The organism is Streptomyces sp. NPDC059455 (assembly GCF_042750115.1).
In the GTDB taxonomy this organism is placed as follows: Bacteria; Actinomycetota; Actinomycetes; order Streptomycetales; family Streptomycetaceae; genus Streptomyces; species Streptomyces endocoffeicus.
On sequence record NZ_JBHYVB010000009.1, the window covers coordinates 59,663 to 75,271 of the forward strand.

Annotated in this window: 12 protein-coding genes; 4 read left to right on the top strand and 8 right to left on the bottom strand. The window is 71.6% G+C overall.

Annotation, left to right across the window (positions count from 1 at the left end; genetic code table 11):
* Window positions 1-21 precede the first annotated feature (21 nt).
* Together ACFXB5_RS04950 and ACFXB5_RS04955 are read left to right on the top strand one after the other, a co-directional pair.
* Window positions 22-225: an MbtH family protein gene (locus ACFXB5_RS04950; protein ID WP_385202442.1), complete on the top strand. Its 204-nt coding sequence runs from the start codon at window positions 22-24 to the stop codon at window positions 223-225.
* Between the two features lie 150 nt (window positions 226-375).
* Window positions 376-1,239 carry an SAM-dependent methyltransferase gene (locus ACFXB5_RS04955; RefSeq protein ID WP_385202444.1) on the top strand — a complete coding sequence of 288 codons (864 nt, stop codon included), beginning with the start codon at window positions 376-378 and terminating at the stop codon, window positions 1,237-1,239.
* 35 nt (window positions 1,240-1,274) lie between these two features.
* Here ACFXB5_RS04955 and ACFXB5_RS04960 read toward each other — a convergent pair whose 3' ends face one another.
* Both ACFXB5_RS04960 and ACFXB5_RS04965 read right to left on the bottom strand, forming a co-directional pair.
* Window positions 1,275-1,490 carry a ferredoxin gene (locus ACFXB5_RS04960; RefSeq protein ID WP_385202445.1) on the bottom strand — a complete coding sequence of 72 codons (216 nt, stop codon included), beginning with the start codon at window positions 1,488-1,490 and terminating at the stop codon, window positions 1,275-1,277.
* Window positions 1,491-1,495: 5 nt separating this feature from the next.
* Window positions 1,496-2,686, bottom strand: coding sequence for a cytochrome P450 (locus ACFXB5_RS04965; RefSeq protein ID WP_385202447.1), 1,191 nt, complete (start codon window positions 2,684-2,686; stop codon window positions 1,496-1,498).
* A 131-nt stretch (window positions 2,687-2,817) separates the two neighbouring features.
* Between ACFXB5_RS04965 and ACFXB5_RS04970 the strand changes: the two genes are divergently transcribed.
* Window positions 2,818-3,411 carry a TetR/AcrR family transcriptional regulator gene (locus ACFXB5_RS04970; protein ID WP_385202449.1) on the top strand — a complete coding sequence of 198 codons (594 nt, stop codon included), beginning with the start codon at window positions 2,818-2,820 and terminating at the stop codon, window positions 3,409-3,411.
* 42 nt (window positions 3,412-3,453) lie between these two features.
* Here the strand turns inward: ACFXB5_RS04970 and ACFXB5_RS04975 are convergent, their stop codons facing one another.
* From ACFXB5_RS04975 to ACFXB5_RS04990, 4 genes are all read right to left on the bottom strand, one after another.
* Window positions 3,454-6,138, bottom strand: coding sequence for a discoidin domain-containing protein (locus ACFXB5_RS04975; RefSeq protein WP_385202451.1), 2,685 nt, complete (start codon window positions 6,136-6,138; stop codon window positions 3,454-3,456).
* A 132-nt stretch (window positions 6,139-6,270) separates the two neighbouring features.
* A complete protein-coding gene (locus ACFXB5_RS04980; RefSeq protein ID WP_385202453.1) occupies window positions 6,271-7,611 on the bottom strand; it encodes an NAD(P)/FAD-dependent oxidoreductase in 1,341 nt (446 codons plus the stop codon).
* A gap of 94 nt (window positions 7,612-7,705) precedes the next feature.
* Entirely contained in the window at window positions 7,706-9,664 is a 1,959-nt protein-coding gene (locus ACFXB5_RS04985) for a beta-N-acetylglucosaminidase domain-containing protein (RefSeq protein ID WP_385202455.1), read from the bottom strand.
* A gap of 271 nt (window positions 9,665-9,935) precedes the next feature.
* Complete coding sequence (locus ACFXB5_RS04990) at window positions 9,936-10,370, bottom strand: SRPBCC family protein (protein ID WP_385202457.1); 435 nt, start codon at window positions 10,368-10,370, stop codon at window positions 9,936-9,938.
* A 223-nt stretch (window positions 10,371-10,593) separates the two neighbouring features.
* Here ACFXB5_RS04990 and ACFXB5_RS04995 point away from each other — a divergent pair, with 223 nt between their 5' ends.
* On the top strand, window positions 10,594-12,111 hold the full coding sequence (locus ACFXB5_RS04995; protein ID WP_385202459.1) for a glycoside hydrolase family 28 protein: 1,518 nt from the start codon (window positions 10,594-10,596) through the stop codon (window positions 12,109-12,111).
* Between the two features lie 46 nt (window positions 12,112-12,157).
* Here the strand turns inward: ACFXB5_RS04995 and ACFXB5_RS05000 are convergent, their stop codons facing one another.
* Window positions 12,158-14,467 carry a HelD family protein gene (locus tag ACFXB5_RS05000; RefSeq protein ID WP_385202461.1) on the bottom strand — a complete coding sequence of 770 codons (2,310 nt, stop codon included), beginning with the start codon at window positions 14,465-14,467 and terminating at the stop codon, window positions 12,158-12,160.
* A 136-nt stretch (window positions 14,468-14,603) separates the two neighbouring features.
* Window positions 14,604-15,563 (bottom strand): NAD(P)-dependent alcohol dehydrogenase, encoded by a 960-nt coding sequence (locus ACFXB5_RS05005; protein ID WP_385202463.1) that lies wholly within the window; start codon window positions 15,561-15,563, stop codon window positions 14,604-14,606.
* Window positions 15,564-15,609: the final 46 nt, after the last annotated feature.

Consider the following 15,609-nt stretch of genomic DNA (forward strand, 5'->3'; position numbering starts at 1 on the left):
CACCGACAGGAGAGAACGACCATGGACGACAACACCCGCTACCAGGTGCTGCGCAACGACGAGGACCAGTACTCACTCTGGCCCGCCGACCTCGAGGTGCCCGAGGGCTGGCACGCCGTCGGCAAGGAGGGCACCAGGGACGAGTGCTCCGCGTACGTCGACGAGGTGTGGACCGACATGCGGCCGCGCAGCCTGCGCGAACGCATGGACAACGCGGCCTCCTGACCCGGGCCTCGTAACGCGGCGCGGCCGGCGCGTGATGGCGCCGGCCGCACCGGGCCCCTCAACTTCCCCGTACGATCACGCGGTTACCATCCTGAAGAACAGTCGGCCGCGGCGTGAGGGATCGCGCCCGGATACGGAGGAGAACACCACGTGACCGCGCAAGGGGTAGCATCCCAGACCGGAAGCGGGCCGGAGCCCCCCAACACCCCTCTCAACCAGGGGCGACCGCACAGCGCCCGGATGTACGACTACTTCCTGGGCGGCAAGGACAACTACGTCGCCGACCGTGAGGCCGCGGCCAAGGTGCTCACTCTGTGGCCGGGTGTCATGGTCGCCGCCCGGACCAACCGGGCCTGGATGCACCGCGCGGTCCGGTTCCTCGCCCACGAGCGGGGCATCCGCCAGTTCCTCGACATCGGCACCGGCATTCCCACCCGGCCGAATCTGCACGAGGTCGCCCAGGAGATCGCCCCGGAGTCCCGGGTCGTCTACGTGGACAACGACCCCATCGTCCTCGCCCACGCCCAGGCCCTGCTCAAGAGCCACCCCGAGGGCCGCACCGCCTATGTGCACGGGGACATCACCGAGCCCGAGGCCATCCTCGCCTCGCCCGACCTCACCGAGGTGCTGGACCTGTCCCAGCCGGTCGCGCTGAGCCTGGTCTCGCTCCTGCACTTCGTCCCCGACGAGTGGGGCCCGTACGACCTCGTCCGGCGGCTGGTCGACGCGCTCGCCCCCGGCTCCTTCCTGGTGCTGAGCCACATCACCCCGGACTTCGACCCCGAGGCCACCCAGAAGACCGTGCAGGTGTACCACAGCGGCGGCATCCAGGGGAAGATCCGCACCAGGGACGAGGTGGAGCGCTTCTTCACCGGTCTTGAGCTGGTCGAACCGGGCCTGGAGGTGCCCCACCGCTGGCGGGCCGACCTGGCCGAAAGGGACTCCCATGTGGAGACCGGCGATGTGACCGACGCAGAGGTGTCCTTCTGGGCGGGCGTCGCGCAGAAGTCCTGACCCGGGGTCTCCCGGACGGGGTTCGGGGACGGGGTTCAGGGACGCGGTCCGACGGTCGTGGTGCCGTCGCGGATGGTGATCGCCATCGCGGGACAGGAGTCCGCCACGTCCAGCACCCGCTCCTCCTCCGGGACCTCCTCGCGTCGCGGCCGGGCGTGCTCCTCGTCGAGGACGAACAGGTCGGGGGCGATCCCGGCGCACATGCCGGACGCCATGCACCGGCCGCCGTCGACCTCCGCCTTCCAGGTCATCCGGCTCACCACCCGATGGGCATGACACGGGGCCCGCGGACCAGCATCTGGCCCTTCCACTCCACATCCCCGGCCGGCCGCAGATTCGGGAAGCGGGTGATCAGCGCGCCGAGCGCCTCCTGGAGCTCCAGCCGGGCCAGGGGCGCGCCCAGGCAGTGGTGCACACCGTGGCCGAAGCCCAGGTGCTGGGTGGCGGGGCGGGCGACGTTCAGGGTGCCCGGCTCGTCGAAGCGCAGCGCGTCGCGGTTGGCCGAGCCGACGGCGACGAGCACGGGCTCCCCGGCGCGCACCAGGGTGCCGCCCACCTCGATGTCCTCGGTGGCGTAGCGGGGGAAGGACGCTGCCATGCCCAGCGGGACGAAGCGCAGCAGCTCCTCGACGGCGCCGTGCAGCAGTGCGGGCTCCTCGCGCAGCCGGCGCAGTTCGTCCGGGTGGTCCAGGAGTGTCAGCACGAAGTTGGGGATCTGGGTGGCCGTGGTCTCGTGCCCGGCCACCAGGATGCCCACGCACAGATCGACGAGCTCGAGCTCGGACAGCCGGTCGCCCGCGTCCCTCGCCTCGATCAGCGACGTCATGATGTCGTCCCGCGGGCGGATGCGATGATCCTCGATCAGCCCGGCCATATAGGCGCGCAGCTCATCGCGGTTACGGTCGAACTCCTCGGCGCTCAGGGAGCTGGTGGACAGCGCGGCATCGCTCCAGGTGCGGAACTTGGGCCGGTCCTCCTCCGGGACGCCGAGCATGGTGCAGATGACCCCGACCGGAATGGGCAGGGCGTAGCGGTCCACGAGATCGACGGGTGGCCCCGCGGCCTCGAGCTCGTCGAGCAGGTCCTGGGTCAACTGCCTTACCCATGGGCGGAGTTTCTCCACCTGGTGGACGGTGAACGCCTTGGCGACGAGGGTGCGCAGCCGGGTGTGGTCGGGCGGGTCCATGGTCAGGATGCCGCTGTCGCGCCGGCCCTCGGACTGCCGTGGCACATCGTGGTGGAGCGCCGCGGCCCGGCTGAAGCGCCGGTCCCCGAGCACCAGCCGGGCGTCGGCGTACCGCGTGGCCAGCCAGGCGGGCTCACCGTAGGGCATGCGCACCCGGAGTAATCCGATGTGGTTCCTGGCCTGGTCGTACGCCTCGCTGAGCGCGAGCCCCTCGGCGGAGTTGAAGGGGTAGGCGAGGGGTGTGGTCTCCGCTGTGGTCACCGTGATCTCCCTTGCGTAAGCACGTGCTTACAAAGCTAGGAGGCGGCGGCTGGTACGGTCAACGGCCCCTTTGCGCCGTTGATCTGACGGGCCGAAGGGAATCGCCGGAGGCAGACGAGAGGGGTGTCGTGATGGGGACGACCGTGTCCGAGGGGCAGCGCCGGGACGCGCGGAACACACGTCGGCGGCTGCTGGAGGCCGCGGTGGCGCTGTTCGCCGAGCGGGGCTACGAACGGGCGACGGTCCGGGACATCGCCGATCTCGCGGGGGTCAACCAGGCGCTGCTGTTCCGCTACTTCGGCTCGAAGAGAGCGCTGTTCGGCGAGGTGATCGCGCACAACGGGGAGGAGCAGCTGCGCACCACCCCACCCCATGAGCTGCTGGAGGCCGCCCTGCGCGGGCTGCTGGGCCACGGCGGCAGGGAACCGGGCAGCCGCGCGCTGGCCACGCTGCTGCGCTCGGTGGACAGCGGCGACGAGATCGGTACGGCGGTGCGCGCCATCAGCGACGACTACGCGCGGGTGCTGGCCTCCCTGTCCAGCGCCGACAACCACGAACTGCGGGCGGATCTGGCGCTGTCCTGGCTGCTCGGCATAGGGATGATGCGGGTGCTGGTGGGCAAGGAGCCGCTGGCGGACGCGGACCCGGACGAGGTGTGCGCGCTGGTCACGTCCGCGCTCGGCACCCTCCTGGACGGCCTTCCGGCGGCCGGCGGCAGGCTCTAGGAGGCCATGTCCGAGAAGCGCGGGCCCGTACGAAGCCGGGCGCTACTCGCGGAACTCCCCGCGGGGCGTGGTGACGACGCGACGGGCCCGGGCTGGGGTGACCACCTCACGGAAGGCCGGATCGGTGAGCAGGACGACCGGGGCGATGCGGTGCGGGGAGTCGCAGTGCCAGTGCGGCAGGGCGGCCTCGAGCACGGCCCAGGACTGATCGGTGGCGCCGCGGTCGGCCAGCGCCCTGGCCAGGTCCAGGGCCTGCTGGAAGGTGCGGGACTCGGGCAGGGCGGGCGGGGCGAAGGCGGCGGCCCTGGCCATCCAGGCGGTGCTGTCGTCGCCCTCGGTGGCGGCGCCGCTCGCGGCCACACCGCCCGCGCCCACGACACCGTCCACGCCGTCGGGGAGCCGCGGCAGGATGTCGCCGAGGGCCGAGAGATAGCCGCCGGGGGTGCCGGTCCACTCCTCGGCCGCGCAGCGCAGATAGAGCGGGGCGGCCTCGGCCCGTAACTGCTCCATGCCGATCGCCTCGATGACGCGCGGGTCCCCGAGGATGCCGGTGCGTATCCAGTGGTGGGCGGCGCTGATGTCGAGGAACGCCCCCAGGATGATGCCCAGATACGCACCGGCGCCCGAACCCTTGACCGCGGCCTGCTCGAAGGTGGCCATCGCCATGCGCACCTCGCCCCGCAGGGCCTGCGCCCTGCCCTCGGCCACCAGATCCTCGGCGGTCCCGGGACGTCCCATGCGCACCTCATGGGCCGCCTGGTCCTCGAAGCCGGTGCGCTCCTCGGCCACCAGCTCGGCGAACGAGGCGTGCCGGTCCCCCAGAGCCGGGTACCAGCTCGCCCAGATGTACGCGGCCCACTCCCCGTCCTCGGACACATCGGCGGGGTCCAGCAGCCAGTGCTGGGCGTCCCCCTCCTCGGAGACCAGCAGCGCCCGGTCCATGAACGCGGTGTCGTCCCAGTCCTCGCCCTCGCCGCCCCGGATGACGCTCCAGGTCTCCGGGTCGGCCTCGCGCAGCCAGCCGACGGTCTTGGCCGGGCGCATCCGCCACATGAACGGGCTGATGTTCAGCCAGCCGTCGGAGGCGCCCAGGAAGGTGCGGTAGCTCGGCGGGAGCCGGGTGCCGAGCCGCTCCTCCAGGGCGAGGACGCTCTCCTCGTCCGCGCCCTCGAACCCGAGCCATCCGGCCGCCCGTTGCTCGTCGTCGACCTCGCTCAGCTCCTCCTCGTCGGCCACCCGCAGGATGGTCGCGCTGTACTCCGCCAGATAGGACCGCCACTGCTCGACGGTCCGCGGCGGCGCCGTCACGGACCCCGGCTCCGGGACGGCCGACACCGAGGTGCCGCGGTATCCGGTGGGCGCCTCGCCCGCCCGCTGGTAGTGGCCGATGAACCCCTTCGGCTGGGGGGCGGAGGTGAAGAGGCGGACCTGGGAGAGCTGGATCTGGTCCTCCCCCGCGTTCCGGGTGATCTCCAGGCGGTAGTGGCGGTGGGCCGTGGTGGCGGCGAAGGTGAATCCCCGGGGCTGATGGCGGTGCGCGAAGCTCTCCTCGACGCGGGAGTCCAGGTCCACCCAGTGCTCCCCGTCGTCCGAGCCCTTGAGGGTCCAGTCCTTCGGGTCGCGGCCCGGGACGTCGTCGGCCGAGGTCAGAACGTAGTGGCCGACGGCCACCGGCCGCCGCAGGGTGAACTCCAGCCAGGCGCGGTCGCCATGGCCCAGCCACTTGTGCCATGAGTCGTGCAGCAGGTTCTCCGCGACCTCGCCCGCCTCGGCGAACTCGCTGTGCGCCCGGACCTCGATGACCAGGTCGGTCACCTCGGCCTCCGGACCGGGCTCGGCGGCGAGCAGCGACACCGTGCCCGAGTGGCCGGACGGATCGCCCCACATCACCCGCTCGACGGGCGGCCCCCCGTCCTCGATCAGCAGGCGCAGCTCCTGGCGGAGCCCCGGGCCCCCGGACCCGCAACCCTCCACCGTGCGGAAGCGGTGCATCACCTCCGCCAGCGCGCTGTCCCGCAGCGGTGAGCGGCCCTCCAGCACCCCCCGGTACTCGGTGAGCGTGCCGTCAGCGGCCCTGCGGTGTCCGTAGAACTCCGTCATCGCGGGCTGGAAGCCGATCGACGACTCCGCGCCGTCCTGTCCGCGCCAGGCGAGCCGGACCGGCAGCGAGCCCTCGCCCCGGTCGAGATGGACCAGCAGCCGCGGTGCGGGCCGCCATTCGGCGGAGCCCGGGGCGCGCCACTCGGTGCGGTAGGCGCACACCGCCGCCTCGGCGGGGCGCTCCTCCGCCATGAGGTGCATCCGGGCGCAGATGCGGGACGGCTCGACGGTGATCCGGTACAGCCAGAGCAGCCCGCGCGCCTCGGCGCAGCCCCGGACGCACAGCGTGTTCAGGCCCGCCACCAGCGCCTCACCGGGGACCGCGAAGGCCACCTCCCGGGGGCGGGCGCCACCGGGCACGGTGAACCGCGAGATCACCGCTTGCCCGTTGACGGAGATGTCGATGGGCGCCCATCCCAGGGACTCCCCCAGCGGTGAGACCCGCGCGATCAGGGTCAGCGTCAGCTGCTCCGGCAGTTCGCCGCCGTCCAGCGCGAAGTCGAGCTCGACTCGTCCGCCCGCGCCGATCGCGAGACGGTCCCGGTCGGGATGGCACCGTATGTACCGGGCCGTGCCATTGCCGAATCGAGGCGGATCGATGGTGAAATCCGCAAAAGTCGCGCGCACGCTGTGCTCCTGAAAGGGCCGTCTGGTCCATTGACATGTCGTCGGGGCATGGGTGCGGGTGGCGTCACAACACCCGGATGCTGTCGATGCTAGGGCGGCCGACCAGGCACCGTCCGGGATCCGCGACGATCACTAGGGGGATGCGGGTCGGCCCCTCCCTCCCCCGCGCAGCACGGCTCCGAGGACGGCGGGGCGCATCAGCGCGGCGGGCGCGGCGACCATCGACATCACCTCGTGCAGGGCCTTGCAGACCCCCGGGTCGACGGTGGCACGCCGGATGACCCGGTCCAGATAGCGGTGCTGGGCCCGCACCATCACTCCGGCGGGGCCGCCCGTGGTGGTGGGGAAGCGCACATCCTCACTGGAGGACAGCAGCCACGCGGTGTCCGTGGCGGCCGCGATGCCCTTACGGGCGGTGCGCGCCGCACCGTGGCCGATTCCGCCGTGGCGCTCGGCGGCGGCCCGCAGAGCGCGGGCGCCGAGCGCGGACACGGTGATGCCCTGACCGTAGACCGGGTTGAAGGTGCACACGGCGTCGCCGATGACGACCAGCCCCCGCGGCGCCCGGCGCTCGTAGTGCCGCCGCACACCGGGGCCGGGCCAGAAGCCGCGGACCGCACCGGCGGGCTCGGCCGCGGCCAGCAGCTCGCGCAGGCTCGGGTCCCGCAGCAGCCGCAGCTGCCGGTCGAAACCGGACGCCCCCGGCTCGGCCTGCGCTCCCCGCATACTGCCGACGCTGGCGATCCACCGGCCGTCCTCCACGGGCAGCACCACGCCGAGCCTGGGCGCGTCGGGGGCCTTGGTCTGCAGGTAGAGCGCGTCGAAACCCGGATCCGCCCCGGCGGGACGGTGGTACATCCGGCTGGCGTACGACACCCCCGCGTCGACGCGCTCCTCGGGGGTGGGCGGACAGCCCAGCCGGGCCAGCCAGGACGGGACCGAGGAGGTGCGCCCGGAGGCGTCGACCACCATCTCCGCGCGCAGCTGGCGCACCCGGGCGCGGGCGTCGCCCCGCGCCCGGATCTGGACGCCCGTCAGCTCACCCGGGGTGCCGAGGAGTCCGACGACGTCGGTGTTCTCCAGCCATCGCACCGAGGGCTCGCCGCGCACCCGGCGCAGCACCGTATGGTCGAGCAGCGGTCTGGTGCAGGAGAGGAACGCGACCTCGCTCTCGTACTTCGCGAGCCACCCGGCCGCGCTGAGCCAGCGCACGCCCGACATCGGAACCCGCACCGCGCCGGCGGTCAGCAACTCCTCGCGCGCGCCGGGCATCAGCTCCTCCAGCGCCCGATGCCCGGCCTCGAGCAGCAGATGTGCGTGGCGCGCCTGCGGAACGCCCGAGCGGAACGCGGGCCCCTCGGGATAGCGGTCACGCTCGACTATGACAATGCGCTCGGCATATCCCCGCAGCGCCCATGCGGCCAGCAGCCCGGCGAGACCTCCGCCGATCACCACGGCGGTCCCTCGCTCCATACCTTCCCCCGGTACCCCCATACTACGGAGCGTAGTGCATGATCATCCCAGCGTCACCACTCTAACGGGTGGTAAATACAACCGCTTCGACGGCTCAGACCCCTTCGGCGGTCTCGGTGATGAAGGTATCGAGGACTCCGTCGGCGATGCGCACCGGGCCCTCGGGGCGGGTCTCGCCCGGGATGGTGCGGATCTCCCCGGCCCGCCGCGCGTCGGCCGCCGCCTCGGCGAACCACCGCGCGGATTGGGCGTCATCGCCGTCGAGTCGGGCGCCCAGCGCGTCCAGGGTGCGCTCGAAGGCGCGCCCCCACAGCGTCAGCGCGTCCAGCCAGGGCGCGCTGTCCGCCACGAATCCCCGGTCCGCGGCACCGGCTCTGATGCGCTCGGGCGCGGCGGCGAGCAGCCGGGCGTACGGGCGCAGCTCCCGCAGGGCCGCTCGCTCGTGCCCCGCCTCCCAGGCGGTGTGGAACCGGTCGAGCCGCGCGGCGAGTTCGGGGGCCTGCGGCTGCCAGGGTTCGGCGCCGAAGGTGGGTGCGAGGTGCTGGGTGTCGAAGAAGGCCAGCAGCGAGCGAACGGTTCCGTCCGTACGGCCCGGGTGCGCGCCGGGGCCGTCCCCGGCGAGGTAGCGGGCGGCGGCCTCCCAGGTGCGGGTGGCGTCGTAGCCGGTGTCGTTCCAGGCGAAGTCCGCTCCGCCGAAGAGGGCGACCTTGCTGGCGGCGGCCTGGTTCATCGGGTTGAGGACCAGGCCGGAGAGCCGCCGGTGCAGTCCGGGCTCACGGGCGCCGTACGGCGCGAGCAGCAGCCGACCCTCGGCCTGGCCGTAGTCGTTGACCGGGTAGTTGTCCCAGACGAAGACCTTGCGCCCCCACACGGTGGCGGCCCGCTCCGCGTCGGCCACGGTGATCCGCGGCGGCACCACATCGGTTCCGGTCCACATCACCTCGACCCGCGAGTCCAGCCGCTCGCGCAGGACACGCTTGTACGGGCTGTCGGTGACGTCCCCGTACTCGGTGGGCACCATCTGGAGCGGCCTGGTGTCCGCCCGTTCGTCCAGGAACGTCTTCTGCACCGTGTTGAGCAGGTCGGACTGGGCCTTGGCGGCGGCCTCCGACGAGGGGTTTCCGTAGGTGGCGCGGTCGGATTCGCAGTTCCAGCGGGTGTAGCTGATGTCGTCCAACGGCATGGAGAAGCTGCGCACCCCGAGGTCGTAGACCGCGTCCAGCTTGGCCTCCAGCGCGGCGAGGTCGGAGGGGTCGCTGTAGCAGATGGAGTTGCCCGGGGAGACGGCGAAGGTGAACCGCACATGGTGGTCGGTGGCCTGCCGGACGAGCTCGCCGAGCTCGACGAGTTTGGCGGCCGGATATGGCTCGCGCCACTTCTCGCGGTGGTAGGGGTCGTCCTTCGGCGCGTAGATGTAGGTGTTCATCTTGACGTCCCCGTAGAACGCCAGTTGGTCCATGCGCTCGGCGTGGGTCCAGGGGCTTCCGTAGAAGCCCTCGATCACCCCGCGCAGCGGCATCAGCGGATGGTCGGTGACCGAGACGGACGCGATCGTGCGGTGGCCGGACACGAGCTGACGCAGCGTCTGCGCCGCGTAGTACGTCCCGTCCGAGTCGGCGCCCGCGAGCGCCACCGAGCCGCGTCCGGCGGCGAGCGCGTAGCCCTCGGCGGGCAGCGGGCCGGGCACCCGGCCCCCGGCGGCCCGGAGTGCCCGCGCGACCCGTGGATCGGCGATCCGGCCGACGGTCACGGTCAGCTTCGGCCCGGGGCCGTCCTGGATCCGCGAGGCCCCCGCGCGGCGCAGCACGGAGGTGACCAGATCGCGGGTCGGACGGTCCACACCATCCGATATGACGAGGCGGACGCGGGAGGGGACGTGAACGTCCGCTCCAATACGGGACATCTCCTGCGGGCGCGGGGTGACGACCGGCAGCGGTCCGTCGGCGGTGGCCGTGGTGGCGGACGCGGTGGCGACCGCGCCGGTGGGCAACAGCAGGGCGAGCAGGGTGAACAGCACCGTGACGGGTGCCAGGGTTCTGGAGCGACTGCGCATGGGACATCTCCTCCGTGGCGTTCGGGAGCCTTCGGGGGCGGTGCGGTGCCTTGCGGTGGTGCGGGGGCAGTGTGCGGTGTGCCGTGCGCGGAGCGAGCCCGCGGCGGGGCCCGGCGTATCCCTACCCAGCGACGCGCCCGGATGATCGACCCCGCCAACGGTCGTCAAACGCGGTACCGGTCGGGCCACTTGGGGCTCAGGCGCCCTACAGGGGCGCGGCCACCGGCGGGCCGGGGCACCCGGCACGGACGGGGCCACCGCCGGAAGCGGGTCATCCCTTGAGCAACGCGTCGACCACCCGGCCGAAGAGCAGGCGGCCGGACCAGACCGTGGGCGGGTCGAACAGGCGGGGCAGCCCCCGGAGTCGCGCCTCCTCGCGCCATACCACCTCGGATCCGCCGTCCCGGCGGCGCACCTCGATCTCGGCCCATCCGAGGACCACCGAGCCGCGCTTCTCCAGCCTGCAACTTCCGGGAGTGTCCCCGGCGGGCGGGTCCCAGCGCACGACCTCCATGGGGTCGTCGAATCCGGCGCGGCCGACGCCCGTGCGCACCACGACCACGGTGCCCACCCGGGTCGGTCCCGCCGGACGCACGGTGACGTCGCTCAGCGGCACATGGGCGCCGTGGCGCGGCCAGTCGGTGAGCCGTCGCCAGGTCTCGTCGACGGGCAGTGCGGAGCGCCGCTCGATACGGAAGGGGGCCACGGCGGGATCGTAGGCGATCGACGGCCGGGGAGGCGGTCGTGGCGGCTGAGGCCATTGACAGCTCGGATCCGCCTGTTACCTTCCACAGAAGGAGAGAGATCCTACCTTTCTGGTCCGGCATAGACAGAAGTCGCCCCACCAGAGGGATTCTCGCAGCTCAATCAGGTTCAGACCTTCCAACACGTCGGATCTCCACGGCTCCACAGGAGAAGGAGAACGAGAGATGAAGAGACTCGCCGCAGGCGCGGCGCTCGCCCTCACCGCCGTCTTCGGGTTATCGCAAGTGCCGCAGGCGGCCGCCGCCCCCGCACAGGAGACGGTCACCGCCGCGGCACCGGTGTTCAGCGTGATGGACTACGGCGCCAAGGCCGACGGTTCGTCCAATGACTCCGGCGCCATCGAGAAGGCCATCACGGCGGCCAACAGCGCCGGAGGCGGAATCGTCCGCTTCCCGTCCGGACAGTACAAGTCCAAGAACACCGTCCACCTCAAGAGCGAGGTGACCCTCCAACTGGACTCCGGGGCCACGATCCTCGGTTCGAGCGCGGACACCTATGACAAGCCCGAGTCCAATCCGAACGACGACTACCAGGACTACGGCCACAGCCATTTCCACAACGCGATGTTCTACGGCGACAAGCTCACCAACATCGGGTTCACCGGTTCGGGCACCATCGACGGCGCGGGCAACCTCATCACCGGCACCCCCGACTCCGGCGAGGCGGACAAGATCATTTCGCTGACCCGCTGTGACGGACTGACCCTCGACGGGATCACCCTGCGGCGCGGTGGCCACTTCGCGGCCCTCATCAACGGCTGCAAGAACGTGACCTCGGACCACCTCACCATCGACACGGCGAGCGACCGCGACGGCTGGAACATCATCAGCACCACCAATGTGACCATCACCCATGCCGATATCGCCGCCAACGACGACGCGCTCGCCTTCAAGAGCGACTACGCCCTGGGCGCCAAGCTGTCCAACGGCCATGTGAAGGTGACCGATTCACATCTCTCCGCGAAGTGCTGCAACGCCCTGATGTTCGGCTCCGAGACCTGTGGTGACTTCTCGGACTACAACTTCCAGGGCATCACCATCACCGGTGCGGACAAGTCCGGGCTCGGCATGGTCTCGATGGACGGCGCCAACATCTCCGATGTGCACTACCGCGACATCACCATGACCAATGTGCACTCCCCCATCATGCAGAAGATCGGGACAAGAAAACGGTGTGGCGGAAATCCGGGAGTCGGCCACATCAGCGACATCACCTACGACAACATCACCGGGACCGGGAACACCCCCTCCTTCAGCCCGACGCTGTGGGGCGAGTCCGGTGGCAACCACATCAGCGGTGTGACCTTCAACAACGTCAATCTCACCGTGCCCGGCGGCAACGGCACCATGTCCACCGCTGTCCCCAGCAATGACTCCGGCGACTACAACCCGAAGAGCATCGGCACCCGTCCCGCCTTCGGCTGGTATCTGCACAACGCGGATCACATCACCTTCAACGACAGCTCGGTGCGGTTCGCCAAGAACGACGGACGTCCGGCGGTCATCGCCAACTCCGGGAGCGCGCTGCGGTTCGACCACTTCACCGCACAGCGCGGCAGCGACAGCCCGGCGGACGTCGTCGTCCAGAACGTGTCCGGCTACTGCCTCGCCGACAGCGCCAACACCTCCGGCGGAGCGCTGCGGGTGAACTCCAGCGGATCCAGCGAGAACTGCTCCTCGTGACCCACGACGGGCCGGCCGTGGCACCACGGCCGGCCGTCGAAGGCGGTCAGCCGCGCCTCTCGGAGCCGTCGGCCGCCTCGTGACCGGCCGCGTCGGGCAGGTCGGCGGGGGCGGCCGGATCCGCCGCGTCGGCCAGGTCGCGCAGGCCCTCCGGGAGCGGGCCGGTGTGCACCACGCCCAGCCGCTGGGTGGCCCGGGTGAGCGCCACATAGAGGTCGCTGGTGCCGAACTCCGCGGGCTCGGCCACGATCACGGTGTCGAACTCCAGCCCCTTGGCCTGCCGGGGGTCGAGCAGCACCACCGCGCTGGTCAGGTCCGGGGACCGGCCGGTGGACGCCTGCGGGAGGGCGGCTGACAGCGCGTCATGGCGGTCCTTCGGGGCGATCACCGCGAGACGGCCCTCGGCGCGGGTCTCCCGCACCACGGCCGAGGCCACCGCGCCGGGCAGATCGCCGGTGTGCTCCGCCCACGGCCGCACCCCGGTGGCGCGGACCGAGCGCGGGGGCTGGAAGGCGGGGTCGACGGTACGGGCCACCCGCGCCGCGATGTCCATGATCTCGGTCGGGGTGCGGTAGTTGACGCCGAGCCGGCTGTGTTCCCAGCGGTCGCCGACGTACGGCTCCAGGATCGAGGACCAGGAGCCGCAGCCGCCCGGCTCCGCGGTCTGCGCGGGGTCGCCGACCAGGGTCATCGAACGGGTCGGGCTGCGCCGCATCAGCAGCCGCCACGCCATCGCGGACAGCTCCTGGGCCTCGTCCACGATGATGTGGCCGAAGGCCCAGGTGCGGTCGGCGGCGGCGCGTTCGGCGGCGCTGCGGTGGTCGCGCTCCTCGGCGCGGTCGGCCAGCCGTTCGGCGTCGATGAGGTCGTGGGCGGCCAGCACCTCCGACTCCTCGTCCTCGCGGTCCTCGAACTCCAGGGTGCGGGAGCCGTAGGAGAGGTCGAGCACACCCTGTGCGTACTCGATGCGCTCCTGGCGCTCGGCCTCCGCGGCGGCGCGGGCCGCCGCGTCGTCATGGCCGAGGAGTTCGGCCGCCTCGTCCAGCAACGGGACGTCGGCGGGGGTCCATTCGCCGTCGGTGCGGCGGATCGCGGCGGCGTCGGCGTCGGAGAGGTGGACGGGGTCGCCGAGGAAGTCGGCCACGAGCTGCCGCGGGGTGAGGGCCGGCCACAGCTCCGCGATGGCCGCGTGCACCTCGGGGTTGACCGCGATGGCCTTGCCGAGCTGGGCGACGTCGTCCGCGCCGAGGAGGTTGGGCCCGCCGAGGGGGTCCGCGCCGATCCGGTCCACGAGCTGGTCGGTGAGGGCGTCGATGACACGGAACGCGAAGTGCGGACGGGCGAGGTTGTGCGGCAGCCCGGTCTCCCGTGCCTTGTGGCCCGCCTCGGACGCGATGTCCCTGTCCAGCACCAGATCGCCGTCGTCGTGCTCGATGACGATCGCGGGGTCGGGCAGCGTCTGCCGGGCCCGTACGAAGCGGGCCAGCGCATCCGCCATCTCCGGGCGGCCCTTGACCTCGGCGGCCTCGGGGGTGTCGGTCCCGGTGGCCGTCACACCGGGGAAGAGCTCGCCGAGCGTGGCCAGGAGCACACCGGTCTCGCCGAGCGAGGGCAGCACCTCGCCGATGTAGCCGAGGAACGCCGGATTGGGCCCGACGATCAGCACCGCGCGGCGGGCCAGCGACTCCCGGTGCGCATAGAGCAGATACGCGGCGCGGTGCAGCGCGACGACGGTCTTGCCGGTGCCGGGGCCGCCCTCCACGACGTGGACGCCGTGGTGCGGAGCGCGGATGATCTGATCCTGTTCGGCCTGGATGGTCTGCACGATGTCATGCATCCGGCCGGTGCGGGCGGCGTCGAGCGCGGCGAGCAGCACGGCGTCCGCGTCGGATCCCTCATGCCCGGTCCGTATGGTGTCCGAGAGGTCCAGGATCTCGTCGTGCAACCCGGTGACCTTGGGTCCCTCGGTGGTGATGTGGCGCCTGCGGCGCAGCCCCATGGGGGTGTGCCCGGTGGCGAGGTAGAACGGACGGGCCACATCGGCCCGCCAGTCGATGACCAGCGGGGTGCGGTCCGCGTCATCGCGCCGGATGCCGATGCGGCCGATGTGGTAGTCGCGGTCGTCGCGGAACAGCAGCCGGCCGAAACACAGCCCCCGCTCCCCCGCCTCGAACGCGGCGAGCAGCCCGGACCGCTCGGCCACCAGCACATCGCGCTCCAGCCGCGCCTGGAAGGTGGTGCCCTCCAAGGACAGTGCCTCGGTCACCGACTCCTCGGCTCGTGCCCTGAGCTCGGCGAGGCGCCCGTTGAGCAGATCAAGGAATTCTTGCTCACGGTCCCATTCCTCGTTTGACAATTCGACTCCCGCCGGGATACGATGACTTCATCAGGTTTCCTTATGCCGTAAATGCAATAGCAAAGGAAATCCCCAATATACGCCGAGGAACGCCCCGGCCGTCAAGGCAGCCGGGGCGTTCCTCTGTCTTATGGCCTCATTTCACCTGGATGACGTGTTTGCCGCGGACACCGCCGGCTTCCAAGGCGCGATGGGCCTCTCCGATGTCGGAGAGCGGATGGACGGTGTCGACGACCGGCCGGATCGCCCCGTTCTCCACATACGCGGCGAGGTCCGCGAAAAGCTCATGAGTGGGATTGCCGGAGAAGGCCCGCACCCGCCGTGAGCCGTGCAGGGTGGAGACGAGGATGGAGCCCAGCCAAGACAGCGGACGGTCTGCGTCGAAGGCGATGGACACCATGCGACCGCCGGGCGACAGCAGCCCGCGGTACGCACCGAGCTCGGTGCCCACCGTGTCCAGCACGGCGTCGAACGGCCCGAGAGCGGCCGGGCCGGTGGTCCGGTAGTCATGCGCCTCATCGGCTCCGAGCTCCCGGACGAGGTCGAGCGTCTTCGCGCCGGCGAGCGCGGTGACATGGGCGCCGAGCGCGTGTCCGAGCTGGACGGCGACGCTGCCGACACCGCCGGCCGCGCCACGCACCAGCAGCCGCTCGCCACTCATCAGGCCGATCTTGTCGCGCAGTGCCGTGATGGCCGTGGTGCCGACCCCGGGCAGGGCCGCCGCCCGGACCAGATCGATCCCCTCGGGGGCGTAGGAGAGCTGACGGGGCCGGACGGCCACATACTCGGCGGCCGCCCCGAACCTCAGGTGCGGCATCGCGCCCCATACCCGCTCGCCCACCGCGAGATGGCGCACGGAGGAGCCCACCTCGGCGATCTCTCCGGCGATGTCGACACCGGTGCCCTGGGGGAACTTCCGCCCGGTTACCAGCTTCAGCTTGCCCGCCCGGCCCGAGAGCTCGCCGCCGTTCACGCTCGTGGCGTGCACCCGCACCAGCACCTCCCGCGGACCGGCCACCGGCTTCGGCAGTGTGCCCTCGTACAGCACCTCGGGAGGTCCGTACCGGTCGTACCGCGCCGCGCGCATCTCGCTCATCGCCCTCATCGTCCCTTTCGCACATCGGGGTTGCCGCCACGCTAAT